This window comes from Streptomyces sp. DS1-CR2, assembly GCF_055760475.1.
This window is the reverse complement of the sequence record NZ_CM147085.1, coordinates 7,499,180-7,526,111: the sequence shown is the minus strand read 5'-3', so window position 1 is coordinate 7,526,111 and position 26,932 is coordinate 7,499,180. Positions and strand designations below refer to the sequence as shown.

Genomic DNA, 26,932 nt, shown 5'->3' with positions numbered 1-26,932 from the left:
CGAGCGGGAGGACTTCACCTTCGGGTGGGTGTGCCTCCTGCCGGCGCCCGGCGCAGGGGTGGGGCCTGGTTGAGGAGTGCGAGGGTGGCGGCTTCGGGGGCTTCGTCGATGGAGGCGAGACGGTCCGTGAGAAGGGCCAGGGTGCGGTGGGCGGCATCGTCACGGCCCAGGGTGATCTGGAGCTGGATGATGCGCCGGTAGACGCGTTCGTTTTCCGGGTCGAGGTCGGCGGCCTGGTTGAGCAGGGCGAGGGCGGGTTCGGGGTCGGCGGACTGTTGTGCGGTGTGTTCGGCGAGCAGCATCAGGGCGTCCAGCGCGCGTCGGTGCAGGGCGATCCTGAAGCCCTGGGCCCACAGGTAGTCGGCGCCTTCACATAGCTGCCCGGTGTAGAGGGTGGTGGCGCGTTGGAGGGCTGTGGCGCGTTCGTACGGGGAGTCGGCGCGGGTGGCCTGGGTGAGGGCATCGGTGAACGCGGTGACGTCCGTGGAGATGTATTGCGGGTCGAGGCGGTGGATAGGGCCGCTGAGGGTGACGAAGGCGACCTCCTTCTTTCCGGTGGCGCTGCGGAAGACGCGCCGGGCGGCGCGCCGCAGGTTTTCAAGTTCCGCTTTCATTTCGGTCGGGTCGTCGGCCAGTTGCATTTTCTCGGCGATTTCTTCGCCGCGCAGACCGCTTTGGTGGGCCGCGAGGAGGGCGATAAATTCCCGGGTCTCTTCTTTCCTGGTGTCGGCGAGTGTGCATTCTTCGCCGTGGACGAGGAGTTTGAATCCTCCGAGGAGGGCCAGGTGCACCGGGCGAGGCGGCCCGGTCTTCAGCGCGGCGGGCGGGGCCAGAGACTCAGGGCTGGGGCGGGGGTCATTGGGGCGCTGCGGCGCCGGGGCGCCGGCCGGTTCGGGGGCGAGGGCATCGATGGCCTCGAGTGGGGCGGGGTCAGGGTCGGGGCCCGGAGTATCCGTGGGGGCGGTGGGGGCGTGTGGGGCGGTGTGGTGTCCGTGGGCGGCCAGGAGCCCTTGGGCGAGTTCGTGGCCCGTGTCGGGGGTGAGGAGAAACATCGTGGCGCCGTCCAGGGCGGCGAGAGGGCCTGTGGAGGTGCCGTCGGCGGCGATGGCGAGCTGGTGCTGTGCCACGTCGCGCTGACCGCCGAGGGTCACGACGGCGAGCTGGCCGGCGCCGGTCCGTGCGGCCAGGGCCCGCAGCCGGCCGTCGTCCTCCCCGGGACTCTGGCCGTCCAGGAGCAGCACGTGGAAGGCGGGCGCATCCTGTACCAACGCTTCGGAGTCCAGGCGCTGTTCGTGGCGGAAATGCTCCAGCAGCGCGTGCTCGGCTGCCTGGCCCGCTTCGGCCGCGTTGCCGGTGAGCGTCCACGCCGGGAGGGGTGCGTCGATGCCGGGCAGCAGGCGGCTCACGGTTGCCTCGTGGGCGAGTAGCTGTACGCGTGGTGGGGCGGGTCGAAGGCGCTGGGCCGCGGAGGCGATGGCGATCAGGAGGTGGCGTGCGGTGTCCTCGGCGCCCGGCCCCGCCAGGTGTACGCCGCCGGGTGCGGTCAGGGCATCGATGCTGACTTCCCGTCCGGCGCGCTCCGCGATGGTGACCGTGCCCGGCGGCCCGGCCTCGGCCGGGGCGGTGCGCCGCGCCATGATGTCGGGGTTGTGGTGGCGGGTGGCACGGCTTGCCAGGTGGGCTTGGTTGCTGCGGTGCAGGGCCTCGCCGAGCAGCAGGTCGTCGTCCTCCAACGGCTCGCAGAGGGCATCGAGGCGGGGAGTGCGGCGGCGAGTGGCGTGCCACCGGGCGAAGCCGATGGCTGCCGCGATCCCGGCTGCGGTGGTGACACCGATCGTGGAGGCGGCGCCCAACCCGATAGCCACCGGGCGGCGTTCCTGGGCCTGGTGGTGATCGTGCTGCTGACGGTCTGTGTGCCGCTGCTCGTCGCCGTGACCCCCGCGGCCGGGGGGCTGGCTCTCGTGGGGTGCGGGGGCCGGAGTGGGTGTGCTGGGCGGCGGCTTGGCGGGCGGCTGGGGCGGAGGGGGTGCGGGAGCGTTGTGTACGGGCAGGTGCAGGCGCCAGCCCGGTTGGATGTGGTCTGGGTCGGAGAGCAGCTCGCCGTCGGATTGCCGGATGGCGCAGCTCAGTTGGTAGATCTTGGGCCAGTGGAGGGGGTCGCCGAGGTGCTGTTCCGCGATGCCCCACAGTGTGTCGCCGGGTTGCACGACGTACGTGGCGGGCTCTGCATTGTCGGCTCGCGCGGGTGGCACCTGCAGGGGCGCGACAGCCGCAACTGGCCCTGCGGCGGGGCTCATGGCAGGCGCTGTGGCGTGCGCGACGGGCAGGCGCCAAAGGCCGATCAGGGCGATGAGCAGGGTGCCAACGAGGAGTGCGGCGGCGGCCCGGTGGGCGGGCAGCGTCGCAGTCCGGCGCCGCAGCAGTGCCGTGTCCCGCATGAGCGTGGGCAGGCGCCGCAGCAGCCAGAGCGCTTCACGCAGCACCGTGGCGGTGAAGTACGCCCAGCAGGCCCACCCCACGAGGGCGAGGGCCTGCAGGACGAAGGGGTCGCTGATCGGTTGTCCGATCCGCGTGAGCAGGTCATTCAGCGAAATGACCTGACTGGGCCAGGGCCCGCCGACAGCCGTGAGCAGAACGTACGGGATGCCAGCCACTGCGCCAGCGAGCGTGCCAGTGGAGGCGATGAGACGTACGGCGGCGATCAACCGCGGCGCGGTGTGGCGAGACGAAGCTGGTCTTGGCATCAGGGCCCTCCCTGCGTTCCGTCGCCCCAGGGGGTGCTGGTTCCGAGTTCGATGTGGGCGGTGGCGGACGCGGTAGTCGTGAGCCGGTCCACGCCGACCAGTGAGAGGACTTGGCTCCTTTGGACGTGAGTGACACTGACCTGCACCTGGTCCTCGCGCACCGTTACGCGGGCGGTGTCACCGACGGCGGCCACGCGTGCGCGTGCCACCGCGCCGGCCTCGGGTGCGTTGAGTCTCGTGCGGTGCGTGGCACGCAGGTAGTCGAGGTCGACTTGCTGGCATCCGGCGCGTGCTGCTTCCTGCGCGGTGTCGGCGGCGCGTACCTTCCCGGCCAGGGCGAGGCCGCCGTCGATGACAAGTCCCGCGAAGAGGAACAGCCCGGCCACTGACACGACGACGACCGCGGTGACCTGCCCCGAGTCGCCGCACGGCGCACCTCGTCGGTTTCTGCGTCTCATGGCTCCACTCCCCTATACAGATCCACTACGGAAGCTGCCGACGTGGTGACGTCCACACCGCGCATGCCCGGCAGGTCGAGGACGGCGCGGCAGGTCACCGTCACCCGCACCACACCCCCGGGGGAGAAGTCGCCCAGTTCAGGAGTGACCCGGGGGCCCGTGCACGAGGAGCCCGCGCCGGTCAGGCTGCGAGTGGCCGCCCCGCTGGCCTCGGCCCTGGCGGCGTCGGCGGAGCGTGCCAGGGAGGCGGCGCGGGCGGCCTGGTGGGCGGCCTCGTCGGCGTCAAGGCGCGCACCGACGAGCTTGCCGAAGGCGACGGCGACCAGCGCCAGCAAAATCAATAAGGGGGTCACCAAGACGAGTTCCGTCGTCGCCGACCCGCTATCGCGTGGCCGGTGTAACTGTTGGGTCATGCGCATCCGGTCACCCTGTCTGTGTCGGAAAGCCGACCCGGCTGTCGCTGCACCCGACGGACGCCCCTGTCGGGGTCTGGACGCAGGGCATGTGAAGAGACCGTCACGGCATCGAGGACAATGACGTCATGACGCGCTGGTTTCGCAGCTACTGGGCCGAGGAAGACACCTGGTTCTACTTTGAGGTCGACGCCGACGGTTGTGTCACTCGCCAGGTTGAACTTCAAGGCCCTCTCGAGAGGCCCATTGCCGCAGCCTCGTTGGCCGAATGGGAAGCGGCCCAGCAGACCGGGAGCCTCGCAGACTATGAAGCGACGTTCGGTGGCACGGCGGAGGTTCCCGTCCAAGAGTGGGACGCCCACGAGCCGCAGGACCTCACCGTCGAAGAGTTCGAGGCCATCTGGCGCACCGCACGAGCAACCTGTCAGGCAAGGGCTCGAACACGCTCGACGCACGTATCCTGAGCCCAAGTCCCCTCGCGCGCTCACTGCTCAGCACCGACACTTCGCTTCGCGCGCCACGGCACTTCAGAATTCGCGAACCCACTAGGGTCTGCGGCCCATCTCTCGGTCGGCCCTGCGGCGTTCCCGGCCACCCGCAGATGCAGGCCCGGTACGACGACGAGGACCTCGCCCTCCACATGTGCCGCCACGCTCTGCGTTCCGCGGCTGACTTTCACCGTTGGGTGTTTGAGTACTGCCCCGCCCAGTAGGCGCAGTGTGGCCGCTGCGCGTGCGTTGCCGGCCGCGGCAGTGGAGTCCTGGGCCCGGGCCGCGGCCAGGGCGCGGGAGGCGGCCGTCTGGGCGATGTGCTGGGCGTGCAGGGCGAGAGCGAACTGCACGATGAACAGCAGCAGGGTCATCAGCTGCGGCACCACGAGCACGAGCTCGGTACTCGCGGCCCCACGGTCCGCTGGCCGTTTCGTACGCGGTAGTTGGCTTCTTTTAGCCAAGGTCGATCCCGCCCGCCTTGGCGGTCACTTTGGCGGCGATGACGCCGATGACCGCGAGGGTCATGATGACGAGCAGAGCGGTGACGATGACGGTCTCGGTGGAGTACCCGGCATCCTGGGCCATCCCTCTTTGGGCGCGCCGCCACCAGGTGCGGGTGCGGATGACGATCGGGCGCATGCTCACGGCAAGCTCCGTTCCGTAGTGGGTGGTTGCGGCCTACAGCCCGGCGAGGACGTTTTGCAGGGCCGGGTAGCCGATGAAGACGAGGAATCCCGCGAAGAGGACGACGACCGGCAGCGACATCCGTTCGGTTGCCGACTGCGCGGCGCCGTCGGATTCGGCCAGGCTGCGGGTGCGCATCGCGGCGGCCTTGGCCTCCAGCGAGACGCGGATCTTGGCGCCTTCGCTGCCGGCGAGCGAGACCGTCGCCGCGAGTTCCGCCAGTTCCCGCACCCCGGTGCGGGCGCCGAGTGCGCCCAGCTCGTGCCATACGTTGGTCCGCCCGACCTCCGAGGCGGTCAGGGCGCGGCGTAGTTGGGCGGCGCCCCATCCGTGCGGGTTGGCTCCTGCGTCTACGAGGGCCTGGTGGATGCCGGCGCCGCCCGCCAGGGCGATGACCACGAGGTTGAGGAAGACGGACAGGGTGTGGCGTAGTTCCTTGCGGCGCCGCTGGGCCTCGGCCCGTACCGACAGGTCCGGGGTGAAGAACAGCACCGTCCCGGTCAGCAGTGAGCCGAGGACCGTCGGCTGCACACCAAATCCACTCCCGGTCAGTGCCCACAGCAGGAGCGAGGCGACGCTCGGCGCGAGGAGCCCGGCGAGGAAAGCACCGGTCTTCTCGGCCAGGAAACGCTCGACCGGCACGTCCGCGACCTCCAGATCGTCGCGCAGATTCCGGGTGGGCAGACCGAGGGCCTTCAGTGCCGGCACGGCCCGCCACCCGAGCCGTGACGCCCAACCCTCCCCCTTACCCGCCGCGGACGCCGGAGACGATGCAGTGATGGGCGTGCCTAGGCGGGCGAGGGTGTCGGCGAGTGAAGGGCGGGGCGGGTTGATGCCGTACACGGTCAGCGCCAGGAAGCCGCCAAGTCCGAGCCCGAGCAGAATCACTGTCATCAAACCCCCGCCTCCCCCGCCGTCGTACGTGCCGCACCTTTGAGGACCCGGGGCTCCTCCTCCACCGTGGCGATCTTCATCAGCCACCAGAACGCGACGGCGAACAGGCCGCCCACCAGCGCCAGGACGAACTGTCCCTGGGCGCTCGCGTAGGGATCCAGGTAGGCGCGGTTGAGGACGACCAGTCCCGCGGCCATGCCCAGCGTCGTGGACGTGATGACGCGCACCGAGGTCCGCACCCGCCCGCGCCCGGCCTCGGTCTTCAGCCGCATGGTCACCTGTTCCCGAGTCGCCGCAGCCAACTGGCCGAGCAGTCCTGCAAGTTGGCGTGCTTGGCGTTCGGCGGCCATGACGAGTGCGGCCGTGACCATGTCGCAGGTTGCGTCGTCCACATCGTCGGCGAAGGCCCGCAGGGCCTGGCCCAGCGGCTGCCCGTCGTCGATGCGTGCTGCCAGGCGGGCCGTCTCCTCACGCAGGGCGGGCGGGGCGACGGGGGCTGTGGCAAGGATTGCCTGTTCCAGTCCGGCGGCCGCGGACAGGGTGTCGCGCAGCATCTCCGCCCAGATGGCGACGGCTTCCAGCCGGGCCGTGCGGGCCGCAGCATCGCGGTCTCGTCCCAGCAGCCGCGGCAGGGTCAGCACGCCCACCAGCGCGAGGAGCCCGGCGACCGGCCAACCTGTGAGCGCCACGGTCAGGGCGGCGGCCACCACCGCTGCCAGCCACTGCCGCCCGCTTGCCTTGAGCGGCAGCCGCCATAGCCGCACAGTGCGCCGGCCACGCTCGCGTGGCAGGACGCCGTACACGGTCAGCCACAGGAAGAGCGCGAGCCCCGCTCCCCACAACAGCCCGATGAGCGCTCCGTGGGTCATGTCCGCCTCCATCGCTCGCCGCGCAGGAGAGCCGTATCCAGGCCGGCATCGACCAACTCGTCAAGGGTCTCGGTGCGCACAGGTGCCCCTGGCACGGCGCGCCCATCGGGGCCGGGTTTGTAGACCTCGTTGGAGACGATCTGTGTGCCGTCCGCGTCCACGACCTCGCGGATCGAGTCGATGACGCGCCGCCCGTCCGCGGCCCAGCCCACATGCACGACGAAGTGCACGGCCGAGGCGACCAACAGGTTCGTCGCCTCCAGCGACAGCCGCTCCGGTGACTGGGCGGCGTACGCGGCGAGTTTCGTGAACACCCCGCGTGAGGTGGAAGCGTGGATCGTGGAGAGCGAGCCGTCGTTGCCCTGGCTCATGGCATTGCACATCGGCACGACCTCCGGCCCCCGGATCTCCCCGACGATCACCCGGTCCGGGGACATCCGCAGTCCCCAGCGCACCAGCTCCGCCTGGTCGACGGCTCCCTCGCCCTCCAGGTTCGCCTCGCGGGCCTGCAACGCCATGACGTTCGGGTGCGCGAGCGTGTCCTGGTGCAGCCCGAGTTCGAAGGTGTCCTCGATGGTCACCAGCCGCTCGCAGGAAGGGATGACCGAGGCCAGTCCGCGGGCCAGGGTGGTCTTGCCGACGTTGGTGCCGCCGCCGATGATGATGTTCTTCCGAGCCCGCACCAGCGCCCTCAAGAACGCCGCCAGAGGCCGGTCGCACACACCGAGGCGATCGACCAGATCGTCCAGGGACACGCGCTTGAAGCGATGGCGGCGGATCGTCAGCCCCACCCGGTGCGACAGCGCCATCACCGCGAACAGGCGCGAACCGTCCGGCAGACACACATTCAAGCTCGGCGACCCACGATCGAAGCGCCGTTCCTCCAGGCCCGAGCGAGCCGCGATCTGCCGTACAAGATCAACGAGTGCACCATCAGAGGCGGCCACGGGGGCACGCTGTTCTTCGGTTCCGTCGGCGTAGCGGACGAAGACCTGGTCCGCTCCGTTGATCTGGATGTTCTCGATCCGATCGTCTTCCAGCAGTTCCTGGAGGGAACCGAGACCGAACAGTGCCTCCATCACCGAGCGCTCGAGTACCTCCCTTTCACCGTCACTCAACGCCGGCTGGCCCACGCGGAGTCGGCCCTGATTGTGGGAGGAGATCTCATCGGCGAGCAGCTTCCTGGCCAGAGTGCGCCGTTCACCGCTGCTCTGCACCGGCAGTCCGGCCTCGCTGCGGGAGTGCGCGAAGCCCGTCAGGTTCGCGGCGATGTTCTCCCGCAACATATCGGCGGCCCGGGCGTGGTCCGTCATGGCGTCCCGCCCTTCTCCAGGGATCGCAGCGCCCCCGGCCGCCCCGACAGAGGTCTGGGCAGAGCACACCCGCCCAACTGAGCCAATTCGGCGCGCAGCCCGCCGCGCGATACACCCTTGTCGGCCCCGGTCAGCCGTCGTGCCAGGACGAAGGAGGCCCTGGCCAGCGGCGACCGGCGCCACCGCCGCTCGGCCACGCCCGTCACTCCGGCGAAGGCGTCCGCGGACCGAACATCCCAGGGCAGCAAGTGGACCTGGTCCCGCTCCATGTCCAGCGCCTGGGCGATGTCCGACTCGGAGTAACGGCACTTCCCCACCACGGCCAGGTCCGGCCGGATCCCTTCCAGCCATTCGGGGCGGGCAGCCACATGGGCCAGCGCGTCCGCGCCACCCCTGGCCACCAGCACCAAGCGATCCGCGGCCCGCGCCAGCTCCCGCGACGGAGCCGAGCCAAGATGCCCGAGATCGAGCAGCACCACCCCCGTGCTGCCATCCTCACCGCGCAGCACGGAGGGGCATGCCGCTACCTCCGCGACGCTCGGCAGGGCCTGGTCCGCTCCCGTGGGCGCCACCACGACCTTCAGCCCTCCCGCAGCCGGCTGCGTACAGGCATCGAGGTCCTGTTCCTGCTCGATCTGACGTGCGCCGGCCGCCAACGCGAGCAGGCCCTGCATGTCCGACAGCCCGAACCGCACAGCGAGATCGCCGCCGGAAGCATCGGCCTCCACCACCACCGGCGGCACTCCATCGGGGCGCGGCCATGCCGCGGCCAGTGCCAGAGCCAGCGTGCTCGAACCGGCCGCTCCCTTGAGGGAACCGAGCGCCACGATCTGCCGCATCAGGAGACCGCCTTCACGGACGAACTCAGCACCGCGACCCTCGGGTCACTCATCTGCGCCACCCGGCGCACCGCCCCGGCATCCACGAGCACCGTCACAGCCCCCTTACCGGACGCCGACTCCGCACGCCCTACCGCGTTCACCACACCGAGCACCGGATCCGGCTCCTGCGCGTCCTCATCAGCCGCCCCGCGCCGGCCCGACGCAGCACCGGGCACCACGGCAATCCGCTGCCCCTGCGCCAGTCCAGCGGGCAGCATCCCCGGCTCCACACCCACTACGACAAGGGCCAGCCCATCGGGCGGGAACCCGGCCGCGTCCCCAAGCTGTCCGGGCGCGAGCAACTGCCCGGACACCAGCGGCACCACGGCCCGCCGCCCGATCACCGCGCCCCGCTGCCCCGCCGGCACCACCTGCGTGGCGTCGTCCGCACCAAGTCGCACGACACCCACATCTCGCGCCTCGATCGCCTCACCCGCAGCCACCGGACGCACCACGGACAGCACCGGCTGCCGCTCCCCCGCACTGCCTACCGCCCACGCGGCACCACACGCACACGCGATGGCCCCGGCAAGGCCGAGCGCTACCAGCCCCGGCCGCCACCGCCGCGGCGCCCCAACCGGACCGCCACCCGCAGGCGGACCCTCCGCCGACTGCCGTGGCGGCTTGATCCGCGCCCACGCGCCGTTGACACCCGCTGGCCTGGAAGAAGACAAAGAGGTACCCACACTTCACCCCACTCGATCTCGTTCAAGAAAATGAGGCCCGGCACCGATCCGGCCCCGGTACCGTCGCCCCGCTCGGCGATCAGGCCACGACCAACGCCTGCGCCTCAGCCACCCGCAGCGGCATCTGCGCCTGGGTCTGCAGCCCAGGAATGAGGCCCTGCTGCCCGCCGCCGCGCCACTCCACATCCCAAGTGACCGTCACCGACACGGTGTACGCGTCATCCTGAACCGTTCCGGGTTCGATAGGGACTCGATCATTTGAGAGGATCGAGTCATGGCACGTCCTTCCCAGTACCCGCTTGAGCTGCGCCGTCGTGCGGTGCGGATGGTCGCCGAGGTGCGGCCCGAGTATGAAACCGAGTGGGCCGCGATGAAAGCGGTCGCCCAGAAACTGGGCATCGGCACGACCGAGACGCTGCGCAAGTGGGTGCGGCAGGACCAGATCGATGCAGGTGCCCGTCCGGGCACTACGACGGAGGAGTCCGCGCAGGTCAAGGCGATGAAGAAGGAGATCGCCGAACTCAAGCGGGCGAACGAGATCTTGAAGGCTGCGGCGTCTTTCTTCGCGGCCGAGCTCGACCGGCCACACACACGCTCGTAGCGTTCATCGACGAGTACAAGGGCCGCTTCGGCGGCGTCGAGCCGATCTGCCGGGTCCTCACCGACCACGACTGCAAGATCGCCCCGTCCACCTACTACGCCCACCACAAACGCCAGGCCAAGCCTGCGGCCCGCACCCTCCGCGACGCCGAGCTGAAGGACCTGATCACCCAGACGTACGAGGCCAACTACCGTGTCTACGGTGCCCGGAAGATCTGGCGGCACCTGAACCGCCAGGATGTCGCGGTGGCCCGCTGCACCGTCGAACGCCTCATGCGTGACCTCGGGATCACCGGCGCGGTCCGCGGCAAGCGGGTGATCACCACGATTCCCGACGTGAGCGCGGAGCGGGCCCCGGACCTCGTGGACCGTGACTTCGTCGCCCCGGCCCCGAACCGTTGCTGGGTCGCCGACTTCACCCACGTCGCCACGTTCGCCGGCGTCGTCTACGTCGCGTTCGTCGTGGACACCTTCTCCCGCCGTATCGTCGGCTGGTCAGCGGCCATCTCGAAGGAGACACGGCTCGTCCTGGACGCTCTCGAGATGGCCCTGTGGCAACGTGATCGCGACCAACACTCCTATCGGAAGGGCGAGTTGATACATCACTCCGATGCCGGGTCGCAGTACACATCGTTCGCACTTGCCGAGCACCTCGAGAAGGCCGGCATCGCCGCGTCGATCGGATCGGTCGGCGACGCGTACGACAACTCCCTGATGGAGTCCACGATCGGACTCTTCAAGACCGAGCTGATCAAGCCCCGCCGACCTTGGAAGACGCTGTCCGAGGTCGAGTTGGCCACTGCTGAGTGGGTCGACTGGTACTGCCACCGCCGACTCCACGGTGAGATCGGGCACATCCCACCCGTCGAATACGAGAACAACTACTACCGAGCAACCACGAAACCCCAGGTCACAGTCACAGCCTAGAGTCTCGATCGAACCCGGAACGGTTCATCCCGCTGCCCCGCCGACGAGTGCACGTACGTATGCCCGCAGTCCGGAGACTTCGAATCCGCAGCGAACTTCGGCGAGTACGGCGTCCCAGAGCCCTCACACACCTCTGTCTCACCGTCGCCCATGCGCCACGTAGCCGAACGCGGTATCGCCGTGGCCGTCACCGAAACCCCCGGCACCTTCGCGGTTTTCGACACCGGCTTCCACATCGCCCGGTCCAACCACATCCACGTCGGCACCCTCACCAACTGCGCATGCTTCTCATCGGGGCTGGTCCGGATCACCGGATCGGGCAACACCAACTCGCGCATCACCTGCTGCGCAACCACAGCAGGGTCCGGCCTCGGCTCCACATCGCGTCCCCGCGGCTTCGCCTTGGCACCGTCGAATCTAGGGAGGATCCCCATCCCGTTTCCGAGGTCGTACTCCCAGCCATCCGACTCAATCGTCGGTGGCCCCTTCGGACCGCCGCCGTGCCCTGCTCCTGCCGAAGGACCTTGCGAAGAGGGCCGCTTCGGCTTCCCAGCACGTGCCGGACGCGCGTTGCTGCTCGCGCCGACACCACACTTTCCTTGCCGACACTTCACCCCCGTGGTTACACCCATATACGAGCCCCCGTCGTCAGCCCAACTCATGCCGGGTAACAGCACAAGAAGCGATAACGCCAGCGTCGCGACCATCGCTCCAGGGAACGCCGGGAGACCGGGCCTCAGCCCATGCATGACCCAGCCTCCCCGTTGTACAACTCGGAGACCCACCACTTGCCCGAAGCCATAACAACCGTTGCCTCAGTGCGGTAGTGCCCGCCCGAAATGCCCGCGGAAGAGCCGCTCGGTTTGGCCTGCACCCACTTCGAGCCATCAACACAGTCCTGCAGCTCGACCTTGGTCTTGCTCGACTTCACCACGACAGGACCAACGCTCGCCGCGCCCTTACCCGTCACACCGCGCTTTTGGTTCTGCTCCATCATGTATCGCAACAGGCTCAGAGCGTTGCCTGTCGCGTGGTCATCAAGGCGTGGGTGTTTCGGGTTCGAGGTCCGGGAGGCTTCGGCGGCGTCCTCCCACATAGCTTTGTAGGCAGCCACGGCCTCACCATCGGCCTCGCCGGTCGCAGAGGGGGACACCGAGGCTCGAGGCTCCGAAGCTTGGGAACCTTTCCCGCTCTCCGGACCGCGCGCACTGTGAGTGCACGCCCCCAACCCGCATGCCAAGACTACGGCGATGGTCACAACCGCCCCCGTGCTCACAGTATTTGCTCTCACGTCTCCCCCGTTCCCACCTGCTACGCATTACGCAACGTGGTTCGTTCGTCACCATCACCGCTGCAACCGTCATGCCCCAGGATTCTGGCGAGACAAACAAGATCCAGAAGATTCGCGTCCCGTTCACTCTTACGGTGCGAGTAACCGGCGATCTCACTGCTCGCTGTCACGCCAATTCACCTGCATGGGTTCGGAATTAGACGTGTCGATCAACCTGGAGCCGGGCAGTGGAGTCCGCCGCCGCAGCAGCGCACCTGCGGACCATGCCGTCAAACCGCTGAGCAAAGCGCCTCAAAGTCCGATGGACGGCGGCCTCCGGAGAACAGCCGTGGGTGCTTCGGAGAGGGCGCGTCTGCAGACACTGCGAACATCGGGGAGGCCCGAGTTCGGAGCCGGGCGACGGGGCGCCTACCTCCACGCCCGCGGGGACGGCCGGCTCGACCCGGGCCTCGGTGGGGACCGGCCTCCCGGGTCGGGCGCACACCGTGTGGATCAGCCCTCACAATCCCTCTCCAACTCTTCTGTCTCAAGGATCCAGATCGTAGGCACGCTCGGCGCATTCGGATGCCTCATCGCGAGCGCCGTTTTCCGGTCGCGTGACGATCTCTGTGAGGAGCGGCGGCATGTTTGCCGGGAACCGCGCCCACGCGACCTTGGTGGTGCGTGTGCACTTGAAACCCCAGGCTCCTCGGGTGAGTTCGTTCACGATGGAGAGCCCTCGGCCTCGCTCGGCGAGTAGATCCAGCAGGGCATCCAGCCCTCCTCCGCGCCCTTCGGGGTCGGGAGCGAAGGGGGCATCCGAGGGAAATGCTGGAATCTCAGGGACGTGCGGATCTCTGTCCTCGATCTCACAGACGTACTCAGCCGTGGTGAGCCGCAGCCTCATCTCGTACGGTCCCGGCGCGTGCTCGGTTGCGTTGGCCACGAGTTCGGACACGACCAACACCGCGTCGCTGATCGCCTCACCGCGCAAGCCAAGTTGGCCAAGGGTCCGGCGTAATGCCGCCCGGGCCTGCGCCGACGCGTTGGGAGTGCAACTGGTCCAACGCAACACGACGCAGGGGTTCGAGAACGGAGGACGGGGGCGGGGCAGGTGCGGACGGTTCATCGCCGCCCTCCCCTCGCCGCATGCCGCCCTCGGGTAATGCGGCGGTGACGGCCAGGACCGGGTCTCATGCACGTACGCGCTTCGACGACGGCGAAGGGGCCCGCCAGCGCTACGGACGGCAACAGCAAAATGGCGGTAACCAGAAGGGGGACCACGATTGAGACCTCCACGGTGATCGCGGTTGGGACGCGACCACGACACCGTGGATCTACGAAGAGCGGACCACCCCTCACCCAGGTCTTCCAAGAACCAATAGCTTGGGCGGCACGGGCGTTGAATACTGGTGGGCTCGCGTATTCAAGTGTCGCCAGTTCTGGCGCTTGGGAGACGGGGCAGTGACTGTGCGCGTTCGCCGGAAGGCAGGGATTGCGTGCTGTGAGGGCCGAAGGAGCCTGGCAGCAAGGAAGCACGGAGCCTGGTGGAGCTTGTTGTAGGCCGTTTCGTCGAGTTCTCGCAGGCCGGGCGTCGGGCGAGGCTCGACGAGTCTTTCAAGCATGAAACCGGCGGCCAGCAGCTCGTTCAGGAACGTTTCCAGCGGCATGCGCTGGTAGTGGACTGCCAACGAGCCCCCGGCGAGCGAGAGGTCAACCCTGTCCTCGGACCTGCCGTCAGTCGCTGTGAGCCCTTGCCAGGGATGTCGTGAAATCGCTCCCGCGCGTGATTCAGCAGAGTTGCGCTGCCGTCGATTCCGACTACCTCGGCACCACCCGCCAGGAGTTCGGCCGCGTAATGCCCGGCCCCGCCGGATGTGTGAAGGGGCTTCACGAGGCCTGCGGTCCCGTGACCGTCGACCAGATGAGGGGCCTGGGCAACGGCCTTTGCTGGTGACTGACGTTCCCAGCCGCCTCCGCGCGGGGCCGCAGGCTGTCTCGCGGGCTTGCCGCCGGTCGGCTCGTCGATCGGCCAGCGGACCGACTACCGCAGCGCCCGCGAGGCGCGGATCGGCGCCGACGACCGTGTGCGCCGCGACGGGATCGCCGCCGAGGACGCCGCGAGCCTGCACCGCTGGTCGTTCCATGGGCGACCGCAGCGCCGTGCACGCCGCCGAGTGGCTGCTCGCCCGCCTCGACGGCGGGTTCGGGTACTGCAAGCCGATCACGAGCCTGCACCGCACCTCGATCACATTCGTCGCCCGCGAGGCTGCCCGCAGGATCGAGCGGACGATCGGCGGAGTCGGCGACCGGTACGTCGTCACCCTCGACGATCGCCCGTGTCCGTACTGCAAGGGCGAGTTGGTCCTGCACCGCGCGGCGGCGAGCCGGACACGGTCACTTGCGACACTGGCCTCGGCTGCGCCGCGCCCGTGATGGTCGAGGGCGGGCGGCGTACCTGGTCGCGGCCCGAGGAACTCGCCGCCCTTCAAGTCGCTCTCGACAAGTCCGAGTGGCGACGCAAGCGGGCAGCAGCGCAGCGCCGCCAACAGGCCGCGGCGCGCGTCTAAATGCCGTTGCCGGTGTCCCATTTTCCGTACGTGTGGCTGCGACTTTTGTCGAGGCGACGTCACGACCTGTAGCAACGGCAATCGCGGCGAGCGGCCCCTGACATGCGGATACGTCGGGCTGCTCGGGGAAAGTAGCCACGACCGTCCCCAAATTCGAAGAGAAATGCCCGATCTGTCCACCTATAGGGCGAGTGAGACATGGCTCTCAACTAGCCAGTTCTTGTTGGCGTTTGAGGGACGAGTGACGCCAAGATTCACCCAAGCACAAGGGCCCGACGGCGCACCTACCACAGCTTGCCGTCGAGCCCTAACAGGTCAGATCTGCCATAACGAGAACGGACCCTACGTTGGACATTACCCACGCCCCGCAGCCGAGACCCAGGGTTTCAAGGGCGATCCTCGTCACCCTGCTGATTCTCGGCTGCGGTGACGTCGCCTTCGCCTGCGGAATCTTCGCGGCGAGCGTCGGCAACCTGTCGACGTACGCAGCCACTGCGACCGGCAGCGGAGCGTTCATAGTGACGCTCGTGGCCGGGGCGAATTCAACTGGTCGTCGCAACACCTTGATGACGGAGGTGTTGGATGGGACGAGCGAAGAAGCCGATGCCGCAGGCGCCGGCCGGGGCGCGACGGCAGTGGGCCGCGGATCGGGCGATGCGGGCGCCGATGCGCTCGCCCGGCCGACCGGAGCCGTCGCGCGCTGTGCAACGGGAGTTCTGGCGCCTGATCGCGTCCGGGGTCACAACGGTCCAGGCCGCCGAGGGGGTCGGCGTGTCGGCACCGGTCGGGATCCGATGGTTTCGACACGCTGGCGGGATGACCCCGCTGAGCCTGGACGAGCCCACTGGCCGGTACCTGTCGTTCGCCGAGCGTGAGGAGATCGCGCTGCTCAAGGCCCAGGAGAAGGGCGTGCGCGAGATCGCTCTCACGATCGGCCGCGACCCCGGGACCGTGTCTCGTGAACTGCGCCGAAACGCTGCGACCAGGGGCGGGAAGCCGGTCTACCGCGCCGTGGTGGCGCAGTGGAAGGCACAGCGGGCCGCAAAGCGTCCGAAGACGGCGAAGCTGGTGGGCAACGAGCGGCTGCGTGAGTACGTGCAAGACCGGCTCGCTGGGAACGTCCGTAGGCATGACGGCACGATCGTCCCGGGCCCCAGGACACCGCCGTGGAAGGGGTTGAACAAGCCCCATCGCCAAGACCGACGGTGGTCGACGGCATGGAGCCCAGAGCAGATCGCGCATCGGCTGAAGGTCGACTTCCCCGATGATGAGTCCATGCGCATCAGCCACGAGGCCATCTACCAGTCGCTGTTCATCGAGGGGCGTGGTGCGCTCAAGCGTGAACTGGTCACTTGTCTCCGAACGGGGCGAGCGTTGCGGGAGCCGAGGGCCAGGTCACGGAACAAGCCCCAAGGGCATGTCACCGCCGATGTCGTCCTCAGCGAGCGCCCCGCCGAGGCCAACGACCGGGCCATGCCCGGGCATTGGGAAGGCGACCTGATCATCGGGACGGACAGGTCCGCGATCGGCACGCTTGTCGAGCGCAGCAGCCGTTCAACGCTCCTGGTCCACCTGCCACGCATGGAGGGCTGGGGCGAGAAGCCGTATGTGAAGAACGGGCCGTCGCTCGGCGGCTACGGGGCCGTCGCGATGAACGCCGCACTCGCGGCGTCGATGACCAAGTTGCCCGACCAGTTGCGCAAGACCCTGACGTGGGATCGCGGGAAGGAGCTTTCGGGCCACGCGCAGTTCGCGCTGGAGACCGGGACGCGGGTGTTCTTCGCTGACCCGCACTCACCGTGGCAGCGCCCGACGAACGAGAACACTAACGGTCTGCTGCGGCAGTACTTCCCCAAAGGCACCGACCTGTCGCGCTGGTCCGCTGACGAACTCGAGGCCGTCGCTCACGCGCTCAACAGCCGGCCACGAAAGATCCTCGGGTGGAAGACGCCCGCTGAAATCTTCGAGGAGCAACTACGCTCGCTTCAACAAGCCGGTGTTGCATCGACCAGTTGAACTCGCCCGGTCTCAGCGTGCTGAGTTTCACGCTCAAGGACGGCGACGGCGCCATGTAGCTGCGATGCACCCTCACACAGGCGGCGGCCCCCATTCATCGGGGCCGCCGCCGCGCCATTCGATCAGTTCGGACTCGGCAACGCCGCTCGCATCAAGCCCTTCGAGGCCGGCTCGGCGCAGGAACTCGGCGACGTCGACGAGGCTGTGCGCGAGCCCGAGAATCTCGCCGTCGACGCGCACCTGGCGGCCGCCGCTTGTCGACGGCGGGCTCACGATCACGGGTCGATGGAAGGCCATACGGCGATGATCGACCCGTGCGCCCCAGTCTGCAGCTCGGGGCGACCCGTCCGAGCAGCCCGAAACCCCCGCCGCGGGCCTCGGCGAGCAGCACCGACCCGGTGACCTGGTCGACGTACCGCGACCGATCACCGCGAGGCGCCGCCCGAGACAGACATGACCGACGAACGGTCGCTCGTCGCCGGGCTGCGGTACGCGTACGGCGACAGCAGCGATCACCCCGACCTCAGATCACGCATGCGCCCGACGCATGGCTCACCGAGCCCGAGGTGCGGGCGTCGTCCGACCTCGGCCGCGAGGTGCAGCCCGGCGATCGCATCGTGCTCGGGTTCGACGGCTCGCGGAAGCGGGCGCGTGGGGTGACCGACGCGACGGCGCTATTCGGCTACCGGTTGTCCGACGGGCATCTGTTCACGATCGGTGTGTGGGAGCAGCCCTCTGGGCCATGAAATGGAGCGCAGGCAGGGCAAGTAGTGCCCGCGTGATGCGCCACGGCCAGTCACGCGCCGAGCGACTCGATCAGGTGATCATCGAGGTCGGCGACGAAGTCCTCGTGCCGCCATGGGCGCAGCTTACGGCGGGCGTCACGCAGGCGGATCGCAGCGACGCGGCCGCCCGTCACCGAAGCGGCATCAACGCACTCATGCAGTAGAGCCGTCGCCGCCTCGGGGGCGTCGAGGCGGATACGAGCTAGCGCCTGATCGGTCGACACAATGACACGCTGTACTCGCTCGCGCGGCGCGTTAAGGGATGCCGCCGAGCCTGCGAAGTAGTCGTGCGCGTCCGCGGCATCGCCGACGTACAGCGCGGTCACGCCCTCGAACCCGCGCAGATGAGCCGGCGAGAAGCTCGACGGGGCGGGGTCGCCGTCGCCCTGTCGTTCCATGTCGAACCACGCGAGCGCAAGGGCGGCACGAGCGTGTTTCTCTGCCCCCGCGCGGGCTGCGATCTCAGCCTGTAGAGCATGTGCCCGCGCCCGCACGGTCACGCTCTCACCGGCTCGGGCGTCGCGCACAGCAGCGTCGACGAGCGCTTTCGCCGGCTCTAGACCGGGCGTCGAGTACAACGTGACGAGGGCGTGACTCATATGCACCGTGGCGCGCCGCCACGGGTCGCCGATCTGCCCGGCCGATTGTGTGGCGGCCGCGTAGAACGCCCTCGAAGCCTCGTCGTCGCGTGTCTCGAACGCGAACCGGCCAGCGAGCGTGAATGCCTGCGCGGCGACAGCTTGCAGGCCTGGCTTGAACGGCTCGGGCACCGACTCGTCGACGTCGAGTAGCCGGCGACATGACTCGACGAGCGGCGCGAGCATGAGCTGCAGGCGCACGAACGGCACACTGCTGACTTGCCCGTTCACCTCTCTCACTGCCCCGCGCATCGACACGAGCAGCGCCTCGTCGATCCGCGAGGGATCCGTGAGAGCGTCCGCAAGGGCGACTTGCGCGTTCGCCCCCAGCAACGCGAGCAGTCCGTCGCCGGCGTCGGTCGTGGTGCGTACCAGAATGGTGCGCAACTCAGCGAGGCGAGGCTCGCTCTCTCCCAAGTAGGCAAACGCGTCGAGCAGTTCGGAAAAGTCACTGCCCGGACCGAGGGTCATTTGACCGTCGGCGCCGCGGGCGTACAGGTGCGCGAGCAGCAGTTGATATCGCTCGGCGGGAAGGACAGGAGTTTTGGCGCTTTCCCAGCGGGCGACGGACCGCTGCACGCTCTCGACGCTCGCGTCGAGGGGCTGCCCAAGTCGGGACGCCGTTTTGACGAGAGCACGAGCGGTTCCTCGCAGGGACAAGCCGCGGCACTGCCTCAGTCGGTGCAGGGTGGCGGCACCGACGAGTCTGTCGTGCGCGGTCATGACCTCATGATGCCCGCTCAACTGCTCACACGGGTACGATCAGTCGAGGTTTCCCCCTTTCAGCGCCGTACGTGATCGTCTGCCAGGTTCCCGACGATTCGTCGCCGTCGGCGAGAGGGAACCCGATGACCATGTCGGCCCGGTCGACCATGTATCGGTTGCGCGCGTGGTAGGCCGGACTGCGGAGCTCGGCCGCACCCAACTCGACTACTTCCGCGACGCGGTCGCGGCAGCGCTGCACCGCCTGCCGGGCGTCTGCGGGCTGCCGTGCGAGCGTGCCGGGCACCACAACCGTGATCGCAGCTTTCGAGTGCCCGGCCAGCCACAGTAGCGACAGGCTGTCGATGCCCTTCGCTCCCCCGATGTAGAACTGCGTCGAGTCGGTAGCCCACGGCCCGAGATAGGTGCCGAACAGCTCGGCGAACCATGAGGCTTCGCGGTGTCCCGTCGCCCGGGTGCCAGTAATAGCCACAGCTAGGGGCATGATCAACTCCGTGTCATAGCTTGTCAGATGTCGCACAGCCTCGCGCCGCGGTGAGATCGTTTTATGGACGCGAACACCGCACCGACCATTTTGGTCGAGACGCTACGGGCACGCGGGCTGTCCGTCACTGATCAAAACGACGGCACAGTAAGCGTGATAAACCCGCTGAATCCGCACGTATCCGAGGCTGTCGAGGTGCTGAACGGCGCGTACCTCATCGACGGCGGTTACGAGGTCGGCGTATGGGGCGACGAGACCGCCACGGCCGAACGACTGTCCTTCCTGCTCGGTCTCACAAACGTGTGTGAGGTGATCGCATGCGCCCCTTGAGCCAACTCCCTCCGTACCTCTGGCTGCAACGAGCCGGCGCATCAACGGTCGCCGTCACCATGGCATGGGAACAGCACGAACTCGCCTCGTTGCCCTGCGGCCGCGCATGGGACGCCGTCCGCATCCCGACGGGTGCCGGCTGGCAGGTACTGCGGGCGCTACAGGCCCAAGGCAAGCCGCTCGGACCGGTACTGCTGACGGCGCGGGGCGTCGAGTTTCTCGTCGCCCCCGGATCGGCGGATGCATGGGACCTACCGGGCAGCGAAGTACTCGCCGAGGGCGCGCACATCATCGTTCCCGACCCACAGGTGATCGCACCAATGACGATCCGGGCGACGTCGTGGCTTGTCGCGCCGTCGAACGAATCGCGCACCACTCGGGCCGATGACCTGTACGAGTGCTACGCCGCAACCCTCGCGAGCCGCGCCGCCGCGGAGGTGCAGCCATGATGCACGCACCCGCGCGTACCGCGCCCTGCACACCCACGCCCGGACTGATCGCCTCGCTCGGCACGCACACGTGGCTCGACCAGACCGCCGCTGGCGACGTGTTCGGGGTGCTGCTGATCACCTACCGCGCCCCGCAGTTCGACGACGCCGACCCGGCGCTCGTCGAGCAGCAGATGCGCGGACTCGTCGCGGCCGCTGGCGCTCGTCTACCCGACGAGCCGCCGCAGGCCGACGGATCATGGGTACGTCGCGTCGGTACCGACGTCCTCGTGCACTTCGCGCACTGCACGACCGCGCTACGCGTACGGCAGCCGCGCCTCGCCCGCGTGTTCGCGAACCTCGGCGGCGTACTGCTCGTCATCGGGCTCGACGAGCTGTCGCCGATCGCCTGCCGCGCAGAGATCGACGACTACCTCGAACGCGGCCGCGGCGCCTCGCGGCTGTTCGCCACGATCGCCGGCATCGTCGACGGCCCGGTGCCCGCGCCTCTCGGGGGTGCACGATGACCGCCTCGCTCGCCCTCACGTCGACTGTCCCGTTCATCGCACCATGGAGCAGCGAGGCGACCCCGGCGCAGTACCTCGTCTGCTCGACCCTGCACGGCGTGCTCGCGTACACCGACGAGCAGCCCGACGACCGCGCGTTCGGGGCGCTGTGGAACCGCCGCGGCAGCTCGCCCGGCGTCGGTCGGCCCGAGTTCGGCAACATCCATCCTCGGCGGCAGCTCGCGGCGATGCGCGATCTCGGCTGCCAGGTGTGCGGGCAGCCCGCCGACCAGGACGACAGAGGCGTGCTGTGGCTGCTCGAAGACAACCGCAATGACTGGCCAGACTGGCCGAACGAGCTGATGACGACGCACCCGCCGATCTGCCTGCCGCACGCCCGCGAGGCGGTCACCGCCTGCCCCCACTTAGTCGACGGGTACGTCGTGGTGCGGGTGGGCGAGTCCGAGCCGGTCGCGGTCTACGGCCGCCACTACGCCATAGAGCGCGGGCGCATCGTGCCGAACCGCCGCGAGGTCGTCGAACTCGACTCCGCGCGGCTGCAGTGGACGGTCGCCGGGCAGCTCATCCGGGATCTTCGGCGGTGCAAGATCGTGGATCTCGCCGCCGAGCCGGGCACTGTCCGGCCCTAAGTCAGGGGCGGCCCGTGCACAGACGGCGTGCACGGTCCGCCCCGTCGTCCCCCCTGCGGACGAGGAAGGTGCCCGCCTCACACTCGCCGAGCCGGTACGGTTCACCGTTCTTCCGCACAAACACTGACGGCGGAGTCACGCAGATCGGCGGTGTCCTACGCCTTGCCGCTCCCGCCCCGCAAGGACGACAGAACCAGTCGCCCATACCGTGTGGTGAGGGCTCCGGCAGTGGCGGCGACCGACAGTGCGAGCGCGATGAGCAGGTGGGCCGTGGAGTGGTCGTCGAGAACCTGCAGGATGCTGAGGGCGGTGCCGAGTGGCAGGCCGAGAATGGTGAGAACGCCCAAGGCGCCGCTGATCTGCTGGCTTTCCTGAGTCTGCACAAGCCTGCTGTAGTCGGCTGCTTCCACGAGGATTTCACCGAAACGTGCGGGCAGCCGGTGCTGGTTCTGGAAGGCGAGGAGCAGATCGTTGGCCGCGCCGTGTGCGGTGAGGTGCTGTCGCCAGTAGGTGCTGCGGAAGACGGCGATGTTCCGCTCCAGGGTAGCGACGCGGCGGGCCAGCCGTGAGGAGTTGAACACCTCGGAGAGTTCGTCGGTGAGCTCGTCGATGTGGTCACGCTGGAGCGAGCCGAGGAGCAGGGCGTCGAGATAGACGGTACGGGAGTGCAGCGCGCCGAACTCGAAGAAGTCGCCCGCACCGGTGTCGGGGCGGTGGCCGAGGAAGGCGGCCCCTTGGCGCAGCACCAAAGCGCTCCAGTCTGCCGAGATTCTGACGGCGTCCTTGAGCTGTTCGGCGGCGGTCTCCGGCGGCAACGGGAAGTCCTGAGGTGTGGAGCGTGACGCCAGCTGCCACAGCCAATGGTCCGCTGTGGTGGGCAGTGCCCCTTCGCCGCCGGTGCGGAGGGCGGGGGTGTGCCACGCCGTGGGGGTCATGAAGGCGATGGTGTAGGGGCGGGCTATGGCGAAGGGCGCATCGGCGGTACGGACGTCGGCGATGTTGGCGAGAAGTCCTGCCGGGTCGAAGGGCCCGGTGAGCAGTTCTTCGGCGGAGTTCGGTCGCCGCCCGGCCAGGGCCCGCAGAATGGGCAGCAGCGGTCTCTCCGCGCTCAAGTGCAGGACGACGAGGGCGTGTTCGGGGTTGCGGGCGGTGGCCGCGCGGAGAAGTTCCATGCCCAGCAGGTGCAGCCCGTCCTGCTTGACGTCCAGCGGCAGATGCCAGCGACGCGCTCGTCCGGGTGCCCCGTACAGTGCGCGGGCGGAGGCGGGGGCGAAGTAGGTGGACCGGGTCTGGGCGTCGGTGCGGCGACTGCCCAGCTCGAACGGGAAGGGTCCTTCGGGCCAGTTCGGGATGCGCAGCAGCCGCACCGGCAGGACGAGGGTCAGCTCCTGGCGTGCCCCCGTGGCGTCCTCGAGCAGCGGAGCTCCGGAGGCGGTCACCGGTAGTACTCGGTCGGGTCGGGCTGGTCGAGGCGGATGACGAACTCCGCCCGGTCGGGGCTTTCGGTGCTGACATGGAAGCGGACGCGTTCGCCGGTGCGGATGGTGCGGAATCCCTCGGTCACGATCTGCCGGTAGTCGAAGCCGTAGTAGCACTCGTCCTCGTCGTCCCGGACGACATAGGTGCCGAGCGCACCGCTCAGCCCTCCGCCGCTGGGACGCCGGTCCACGATGGTTCCGTGACGCGGCCCGCCGCTGCTCATGCCGTCGCCCCCTCTGTCCCGGATATCTCTCGTGTCTCGAGGTCCTGCACGCATCGGAACCCGACCGCGTTGCTCCCACCGCGCTTGCGGTAGATGCCCTTGCTGCTGGTCTGCACCGCGCGCATCGGGTTGTCGTAGCTGCCACCGCAGATGACGGCCTCGCCGGGATCGTCCAGGCTGGTGGATGTCCATTCCCAGCAGTTGCCCACCATGTCGAGGACGCCGAACGGGGAGCGGTTGCCCGGCCATTCGTCGACGGGTGCCGCCCCGGCCCGCCGGACGGCGTCGCCTGCGAAGTCCCGGTACCACGCCTGGTACGTCACCACAGGCCGGCCGACCCATGTGTCAGCGCAGTTGACCCGGGTGCTGTCAGGTGTGTCGCCCCAGGGGAACAGGCGCCCGTCGGTGCCTCGGGCGGCGGCCTCCCACTCCAGGGAGGTCGGCAGCCGCTTGCCCCCGAAGGCGGCGAAGGCGTACGCACTCCACCAGTTGACGCAGACGGCCGGGTGGGCGTCGTAACGCGGGTTCTCGTAGTAGTCGGGGTGCCGCAGCCGGTCGGTCCAGGGGCGGTGGGTGACGTCGGCCGGCTGATCGGGGTGGTCCCACTGCGAGGTGCCGTCCGCGTCAAGGGCGTCGAGGAAGCCGCGGTAGCGCGCCACGGTCACGGCATGACGGTCGAAACGTACGGGACGCTCGACGCGGCGGATCAGCAGCCGGTCGGCCGGACCGACCAGGTACGCCCCGGCGGGCAGCACGCAGTCGTCCGTCTCCCGACCGCCGGGCATGCCAGCGAGGAAGGCGCGAACCTGCTCGGTGAGGAGGGCGCCGCCGGGCAGGTTCGCCGCCAGGTCCCGGTTCGCCGGCTCGGCGAGGAACCTGGCCGCCAGTAGTTCCTGGTACGCGGAGTGCACGAAGGCGACATGATCGGGCCCGGCGGACCGCAACAGCGGAGCAAGCACACACGCGTCGAGATCGAGACGCCCGTCCGGGAAGGCGTCGGCCCCAAGCTGCCGGTGGATATCGAGGAGGGAGAACACAGTGCGGTCGGCGAGGAAGGCATGCCCGAACGCGGCGGGCAGCCGCTGCTCAAGCTCGGGCTGGCCACGTTCGCCCAGCGTGCGCGTGATGTCAGTGCTGAGGATGTCCGCGAGCGGCCTGCCCGCCGGAAGGTTCAGCGCCGTGGTGAGGCGCGTCTCGAGCGGGGTTGCCTCGGGTTCGACCAGGCGTACGACGTGGAAATGCGGCACGCGGGACGGGTCAACGCCGTTCGCGTACATCTGCTCGACCAGCTGCTCGGAGCGGCCCGCACCGCTGTCGAGCAGCTGACGTATCTGCGGCGAGTCCGCGAGGAAGGACACCCGTGAACTCATGACCACCGCCGACTCGGCGGACAGTACGGCCGCGAGATCGGCGAAGAGCCGCAGGAAACCGGCCGGGCTTGCCTCGTCAACGCCCTCGTCGACGGCATCCAGCACACACAGCGCTGTCCCCGAGCGGATGAGGTAGAGGAAGAGTTCGTAGGCTCGCGAGCGATCCGCCGTCATGGCCGGCGCGAGCAGGCGGCCCGCGTACTCGGAGAACGGTTCGTCCTTCAGTTTGAGACCGAGGTCGAAGTAGAAACGGAAGCGGCGGAGCTCCGGGTTGGCGGCCAGAGAGCGCAGCAGCGTGCTCTTGCCGCTCCCCGGACGACCGGTGACCAGGATGTTCGCACTGCCGCGGGCCAGGCGCGTCAGGAGCTCCGCTGCGTCGCCGGACTGCTCCATCTTCGACTCGCCGGTGCGCGGGTCAGTGGTCAGGGCCGCGGCGGCGACAGCGGTCCTCGGTTCCTCCGGGTCGGCGGCGGAGGTGAGAGCGGCGAGGTGGCCGTCGAGATTGACGAGGGTGTCGACGAAGCCGTCGTAACGCACGATTCGGAAGTCCAGCCCCAACATGGGGTGGAGAGCGCCAGGCACCGCACCGCCGTCGTCCTCCAGGACGACGAACCGGGTGAGCTTGGGCAGCCGGGTGCGCAGCAACTCCCCACCGCTGGCGGCCAGGACGGTCCTCAGGTCGTCGGCATCGCGGGAAAGCATCAACTCCACGTACTCCAGCCGCATCCCCACCTCGCGGCAGAACAGCTGGTACACCGTGTCCGGGCTGAGGACGAACCGCTTCGCCTGCCGGTAGCCGAGGGTGACGTACAGCCCGGCAAGGAACTCACAGCGGCGCGCCACCTCGGGCGCCATGTCGGGCTCGCCCCCGAGCAGCGCCGCGCTCCCGGTGTTGGTGAACCAGACCAGCACCTCCACGAGCCTGCGGACCGCCAGCAGCCCGTCCTCGTCACTGATGTCGTACCCATCGTGCGTGGACCGGTTGCGCAGCCGACGAATGTCCTCGAGCGCATCCACGACCGTGCTACTGCGGATGTACGGACGGCAGCGCTTGACCAGGTCGTTGAGAGCCTTCGTCGAGGGGTCGCCCTCGACGTCGTGGTGACGCCACAACTCCTTGAGTAGCTTCTCCGTCAGTTTCCCGACCAGGGCAACCGCGTTCTCGGGATAGCCGTCGTTGAGGGACCGTAACGGCCGTTCCAGATCAAGCCCCAGCCGATCGGCGATCCGCGAGTGATCGTCGAGTTCCCTCTGCAGGCGCCGCAGCCGTTCATCGACCAAGGTGCTCACGAAGACTCCCCACCTCGCCGGCCGAGGACGAACGCGAACCGGTCCGGAAACACCAGCACCGGCTCCGGATGAGCGACCCGCATCTCCTCGATGCCCTTCTCAAGTTCGCTGTCGCGGAAGGTGGAGAGCAAGGACATGTAGCGGGCACGCACCATGCCGAGATACCTGTCTCGGTCGATGTGCAGCTCGTGATCGACATGGCTGAGCTCGGCCTCCAGCCCGGCAGCCCGCAGGTGTCCCTCGATGACGGCCGGGTCCGGCTGGAGCTCCTCGAAGCGCGCGAGGGCTGCCTCGAACAGCGGGTATTGGATGGTGGCCGGGAGCATCACCACCAGCAGCCGGCCTCCGGGCGCCAGCCGGTCGGCCAGGCCGCGAAGCGTGTGCGCCGGGTCGGCGACGTGATGGACCGACTCCTTCAGCCACATCGCGTCGAGGTGCTCGTATGGCAGGTGGGTGCGTCCTTCGGCGACGTCCTCGGCGGAGGCGACAATGGGCGCCAAGTCGGCCGGAGGCGGCGTCTCTAGCTGGCTGAGCATCGCCTCGGAAGGATCGACGCACAGAATCGGACTGCGGGGCTGGAGCTGCCGGGCCACCTCCCTGGTGAAGAGGCCCGTACCGGAGCCGATGTCGGCGATCCGGTCCGCAGGGCCGAGCCGCAGCGCCTCAACGATCCGGCCGGACATCCAGGGCACGTAGTCCGGACCGTAGACCCAGTTCTCGTCGTACTCGGCTGCCAACCCCTCGTAGTGCCCGCGCACGTCGCGCCCGTCCACGATCCCCCTCGTGTTTCGCCGGTTGTGCCGTACAGGGCACGGGGCAGAATATCGCGGGTACTTGTGGAGCAACAGGCTGTAACTGGACGGTGGACAGCGGTTCTTCAATGGCTCATTCCGCGTGGCCACCGATCGATGGCTGGTACCCAAGGCGAATCGACGGCGTCGCGGGGCTTTCCGCGGGCGGCGACAGCGCATCCTCGGAGCGAAGTTCGCCCTATGCTCAGCCCAGGACTCACCTGCGCAGGGGCCGGGGGGATTCTGAAGGGTCCAGCCTGGTCGGCAGTTGCCGTCGGCGCCGTCGTCGCCGTACTCAGTGGCTACGCGGCCAAGAGCGAAACGTCAGTGGGGACGGACAATGGCTGCCCACCCCTGGCGCGATCCTTGAGCACCGCACCGCCCAGGGATACCGGGCGAACTGGCCAACTGGGCCGACC

General features: G+C 68.8%; 29 protein-coding genes. 9 read left to right on the top strand and 20 right to left on the bottom strand.

Annotation, left to right across the window (positions count from 1 at the left end; genetic code table 11):
- Positions 1 to 14 precede the first annotated feature (14 nt).
- The 3 genes from ACY0PA_RS35245 to ACY0PA_RS35235 all read right to left on the bottom strand — a co-directional run bounded on the left by ACY0PA_RS35245 (position 15) and on the right by ACY0PA_RS35235 (position 3,615).
- Entirely contained in the window at positions 15 to 2,654 is a 2,640-nt protein-coding gene (locus ACY0PA_RS35245; protein ID WP_473081473.1) for a BTAD domain-containing putative transcriptional regulator, read from the bottom strand.
- Positions 2,655 to 2,743: 89 nt separating this feature from the next.
- A complete protein-coding gene (locus ACY0PA_RS35240; RefSeq protein WP_473081472.1) occupies positions 2,744 to 3,202 on the bottom strand; it encodes a pilus assembly protein TadG-related protein in 459 nt (152 codons plus the stop codon).
- Positions 3,199 to 3,615: a TadE/TadG family type IV pilus assembly protein gene (locus ACY0PA_RS35235; RefSeq protein ID WP_473081471.1), complete on the bottom strand. Its 417-nt coding sequence runs from the start codon at positions 3,613 to 3,615 to the stop codon at positions 3,199 to 3,201. The genes ACY0PA_RS35240 and ACY0PA_RS35235 overlap by 4 nt, the downstream gene beginning before the upstream one ends.
- A 128-nt stretch (positions 3,616 to 3,743) precedes the next feature.
- Between ACY0PA_RS35235 and ACY0PA_RS35230 the strand changes: the two genes are divergently transcribed.
- On the top strand, positions 3,744 to 4,079 hold the full coding sequence (locus ACY0PA_RS35230) for a hypothetical protein (RefSeq protein ID WP_473081470.1): 336 nt from the start codon (positions 3,744 to 3,746) through the stop codon (positions 4,077 to 4,079).
- Positions 4,080 to 4,099: 20 nt separating this feature from the next.
- Here ACY0PA_RS35230 and ACY0PA_RS35225 read toward each other — a convergent pair whose 3' ends face one another.
- The 8 genes from ACY0PA_RS35225 to ACY0PA_RS35190 form a co-directional block, all read right to left on the bottom strand.
- Entirely contained in the window at positions 4,100 to 4,567 is a 468-nt protein-coding gene (locus tag ACY0PA_RS35225) for a TadE family protein (protein ID WP_473081469.1), read from the bottom strand.
- On the bottom strand, positions 4,560 to 4,745 hold the full coding sequence (locus ACY0PA_RS35220; RefSeq protein WP_470001665.1) for a hypothetical protein: 186 nt from the start codon (positions 4,743 to 4,745) through the stop codon (positions 4,560 to 4,562). Before ACY0PA_RS35220 ends, ACY0PA_RS35225 begins: the two co-directional genes overlap by 8 nt.
- Positions 4,746 to 4,784: 39 nt before the next feature.
- The gene (locus ACY0PA_RS35215; RefSeq protein WP_473081468.1) at positions 4,785 to 5,684 is read right to left on the bottom strand and encodes a type II secretion system F family protein; all 900 of its coding nucleotides are present in this window, start codon (positions 5,682 to 5,684) and stop codon (positions 4,785 to 4,787) included.
- Positions 5,684 to 6,553 carry a type II secretion system F family protein gene (locus ACY0PA_RS35210; RefSeq protein WP_473081467.1) on the bottom strand — a complete coding sequence of 290 codons (870 nt, stop codon included), beginning with the start codon at positions 6,551 to 6,553 and terminating at the stop codon, positions 5,684 to 5,686. The genes ACY0PA_RS35215 and ACY0PA_RS35210 overlap by 1 nt, the downstream gene beginning before the upstream one ends.
- Positions 6,550 to 7,866, bottom strand: a complete 1,317-nt coding sequence (locus tag ACY0PA_RS35205; RefSeq protein WP_473081466.1) for a CpaF family protein — start codon at positions 7,864 to 7,866, stop codon at positions 6,550 to 6,552. Before ACY0PA_RS35205 ends, ACY0PA_RS35210 begins: the two co-directional genes overlap by 4 nt.
- Positions 7,863 to 8,705, bottom strand: a complete 843-nt coding sequence (locus ACY0PA_RS35200; protein ID WP_473081465.1) for a MinD/ParA family ATP-binding protein — start codon at positions 8,703 to 8,705, stop codon at positions 7,863 to 7,865. The genes ACY0PA_RS35205 and ACY0PA_RS35200 overlap by 4 nt, the downstream gene beginning before the upstream one ends.
- Positions 8,705 to 9,211 carry an SAF domain-containing protein gene (locus ACY0PA_RS35195; RefSeq protein WP_473081464.1) on the bottom strand — a complete coding sequence of 169 codons (507 nt, stop codon included), beginning with the start codon at positions 9,209 to 9,211 and terminating at the stop codon, positions 8,705 to 8,707. Before ACY0PA_RS35195 ends, ACY0PA_RS35200 begins: the two co-directional genes overlap by 1 nt.
- A 301-nt stretch (positions 9,212 to 9,512) precedes the next feature.
- Positions 9,513 to 9,635, bottom strand: coding sequence for a hypothetical protein (locus ACY0PA_RS35190; RefSeq protein WP_473081463.1), 123 nt, complete (start codon positions 9,633 to 9,635; stop codon positions 9,513 to 9,515).
- Positions 9,636 to 9,707: 72 nt separating this feature from the next.
- Between ACY0PA_RS35190 and ACY0PA_RS35185 the strand changes: the two genes are divergently transcribed.
- Positions 9,708 to 10,960, top strand: a protein-coding gene (locus ACY0PA_RS35185) for an IS3 family transposase (protein ID WP_473081462.1) whose coding sequence is annotated in 2 segments (ribosomal slippage) — positions 9,708 to 9,990 and positions 9,990 to 10,960 — 1,254 coding nt in all. Because the reading frame shifts where the segments join, the coding sequence is not laid out codon by codon here.
- A gap of 736 nt (positions 10,961 to 11,696) precedes the next feature.
- Here the strand turns inward: ACY0PA_RS35185 and ACY0PA_RS35180 are convergent.
- A complete protein-coding gene (locus ACY0PA_RS35180; RefSeq protein WP_376691228.1) occupies positions 11,697 to 12,074 on the bottom strand; it encodes a hypothetical protein in 378 nt (125 codons plus the stop codon).
- A gap of 703 nt (positions 12,075 to 12,777) precedes the next feature.
- A complete protein-coding gene (locus tag ACY0PA_RS35175) occupies positions 12,778 to 13,359 on the bottom strand; it encodes an ATP-binding protein (RefSeq protein ID WP_385883311.1) in 582 nt (193 codons plus the stop codon).
- A 1,016-nt stretch (positions 13,360 to 14,375) separates the two neighbouring features.
- On the opposite strand from ACY0PA_RS35175, the gene ACY0PA_RS35170 reads away from it, so the two are divergent.
- Positions 14,376 to 14,666, top strand: coding sequence for a hypothetical protein (locus ACY0PA_RS35170; protein WP_473081461.1), 291 nt, complete (start codon positions 14,376 to 14,378; stop codon positions 14,664 to 14,666).
- 737 nt (positions 14,667 to 15,403) lie between these two features.
- On the top strand, positions 15,404 to 16,816 hold the full coding sequence (locus ACY0PA_RS35165) for an IS30 family transposase (protein WP_473086531.1): 1,413 nt from the start codon (positions 15,404 to 15,406) through the stop codon (positions 16,814 to 16,816).
- 72 nt (positions 16,817 to 16,888) lie between these two features.
- Here the strand turns inward: ACY0PA_RS35165 and ACY0PA_RS35160 are convergent, their stop codons facing one another.
- Positions 16,889 to 17,113 carry a hypothetical protein gene (locus ACY0PA_RS35160; protein WP_473081460.1) on the bottom strand — a complete coding sequence of 75 codons (225 nt, stop codon included), beginning with the start codon at positions 17,111 to 17,113 and terminating at the stop codon, positions 16,889 to 16,891.
- A 269-nt stretch (positions 17,114 to 17,382) separates the two neighbouring features.
- Between ACY0PA_RS35160 and ACY0PA_RS35155 the strand changes: the two genes are divergently transcribed.
- Positions 17,383 to 17,562, top strand: coding sequence for a hypothetical protein (locus ACY0PA_RS35155; protein WP_473081459.1), 180 nt, complete (start codon positions 17,383 to 17,385; stop codon positions 17,560 to 17,562).
- Between the two features lie 50 nt (positions 17,563 to 17,612).
- Here the strand turns inward: ACY0PA_RS35155 and ACY0PA_RS35150 are convergent, their stop codons facing one another.
- Both ACY0PA_RS35150 and ACY0PA_RS35145 read right to left on the bottom strand, forming a co-directional pair.
- Complete coding sequence (locus ACY0PA_RS35150) at positions 17,613 to 18,962, bottom strand: hypothetical protein (protein ID WP_473081458.1); 1,350 nt, start codon at positions 18,960 to 18,962, stop codon at positions 17,613 to 17,615.
- A gap of 25 nt (positions 18,963 to 18,987) precedes the next feature.
- Complete coding sequence (locus ACY0PA_RS35145) at positions 18,988 to 19,446, bottom strand: DNA-processing protein DprA (protein ID WP_385883317.1); 459 nt, start codon at positions 19,444 to 19,446, stop codon at positions 18,988 to 18,990.
- Positions 19,447 to 19,509: 63 nt separating this feature from the next.
- Between ACY0PA_RS35145 and ACY0PA_RS35140 the strand changes: the two genes are divergently transcribed.
- The 4 genes from ACY0PA_RS35140 to ACY0PA_RS35125 are packed head-to-tail and all read left to right on the top strand — an operon-like array spanning position 19,510 to position 21,360.
- The gene (locus ACY0PA_RS35140; protein WP_385883318.1) at positions 19,510 to 19,776 is read left to right on the top strand and encodes a hypothetical protein; all 267 of its coding nucleotides are present in this window, start codon (positions 19,510 to 19,512) and stop codon (positions 19,774 to 19,776) included.
- A complete protein-coding gene (locus ACY0PA_RS35135) occupies positions 19,764 to 20,225 on the top strand; it encodes a hypothetical protein (protein ID WP_473081457.1) in 462 nt (153 codons plus the stop codon). Before ACY0PA_RS35140 ends, ACY0PA_RS35135 begins: the two co-directional genes overlap by 13 nt.
- On the top strand, positions 20,222 to 20,731 hold the full coding sequence (locus tag ACY0PA_RS35130; RefSeq protein WP_385883320.1) for a hypothetical protein: 510 nt from the start codon (positions 20,222 to 20,224) through the stop codon (positions 20,729 to 20,731). Before ACY0PA_RS35135 ends, ACY0PA_RS35130 begins: the two co-directional genes overlap by 4 nt.
- On the top strand, positions 20,728 to 21,360 hold the full coding sequence (locus ACY0PA_RS35125) for a hypothetical protein (protein WP_473081456.1): 633 nt from the start codon (positions 20,728 to 20,730) through the stop codon (positions 21,358 to 21,360). Before ACY0PA_RS35130 ends, ACY0PA_RS35125 begins: the two co-directional genes overlap by 4 nt.
- 155 nt (positions 21,361 to 21,515) lie before the next feature.
- Here the strand turns inward: ACY0PA_RS35125 and ACY0PA_RS35120 are convergent, their stop codons facing one another.
- From ACY0PA_RS35120 to ACY0PA_RS35105, 4 genes are read right to left on the bottom strand one after another with little or no spacing between them, the layout of a single operon-like run.
- Entirely contained in the window at positions 21,516 to 22,799 is a 1,284-nt protein-coding gene (locus tag ACY0PA_RS35120; RefSeq protein ID WP_473081455.1) for a hypothetical protein, read from the bottom strand.
- Positions 22,796 to 23,062: a hypothetical protein gene (locus ACY0PA_RS35115; protein ID WP_385883323.1), complete on the bottom strand. Its 267-nt coding sequence runs from the start codon at positions 23,060 to 23,062 to the stop codon at positions 22,796 to 22,798. Before ACY0PA_RS35115 ends, ACY0PA_RS35120 begins: the two co-directional genes overlap by 4 nt.
- Positions 23,059 to 25,722, bottom strand: coding sequence for an SUMF1/EgtB/PvdO family nonheme iron enzyme (locus ACY0PA_RS35110; protein ID WP_385883324.1), 2,664 nt, complete (start codon positions 25,720 to 25,722; stop codon positions 23,059 to 23,061). The genes ACY0PA_RS35115 and ACY0PA_RS35110 overlap by 4 nt, the downstream gene beginning before the upstream one ends.
- Positions 25,719 to 26,495 (bottom strand): class I SAM-dependent methyltransferase, encoded by a 777-nt coding sequence (locus ACY0PA_RS35105; RefSeq protein ID WP_473081454.1) that lies wholly within the window; start codon positions 26,493 to 26,495, stop codon positions 25,719 to 25,721. Before ACY0PA_RS35105 ends, ACY0PA_RS35110 begins: the two co-directional genes overlap by 4 nt.
- Positions 26,496 to 26,932: the final 437 nt, after the last annotated feature.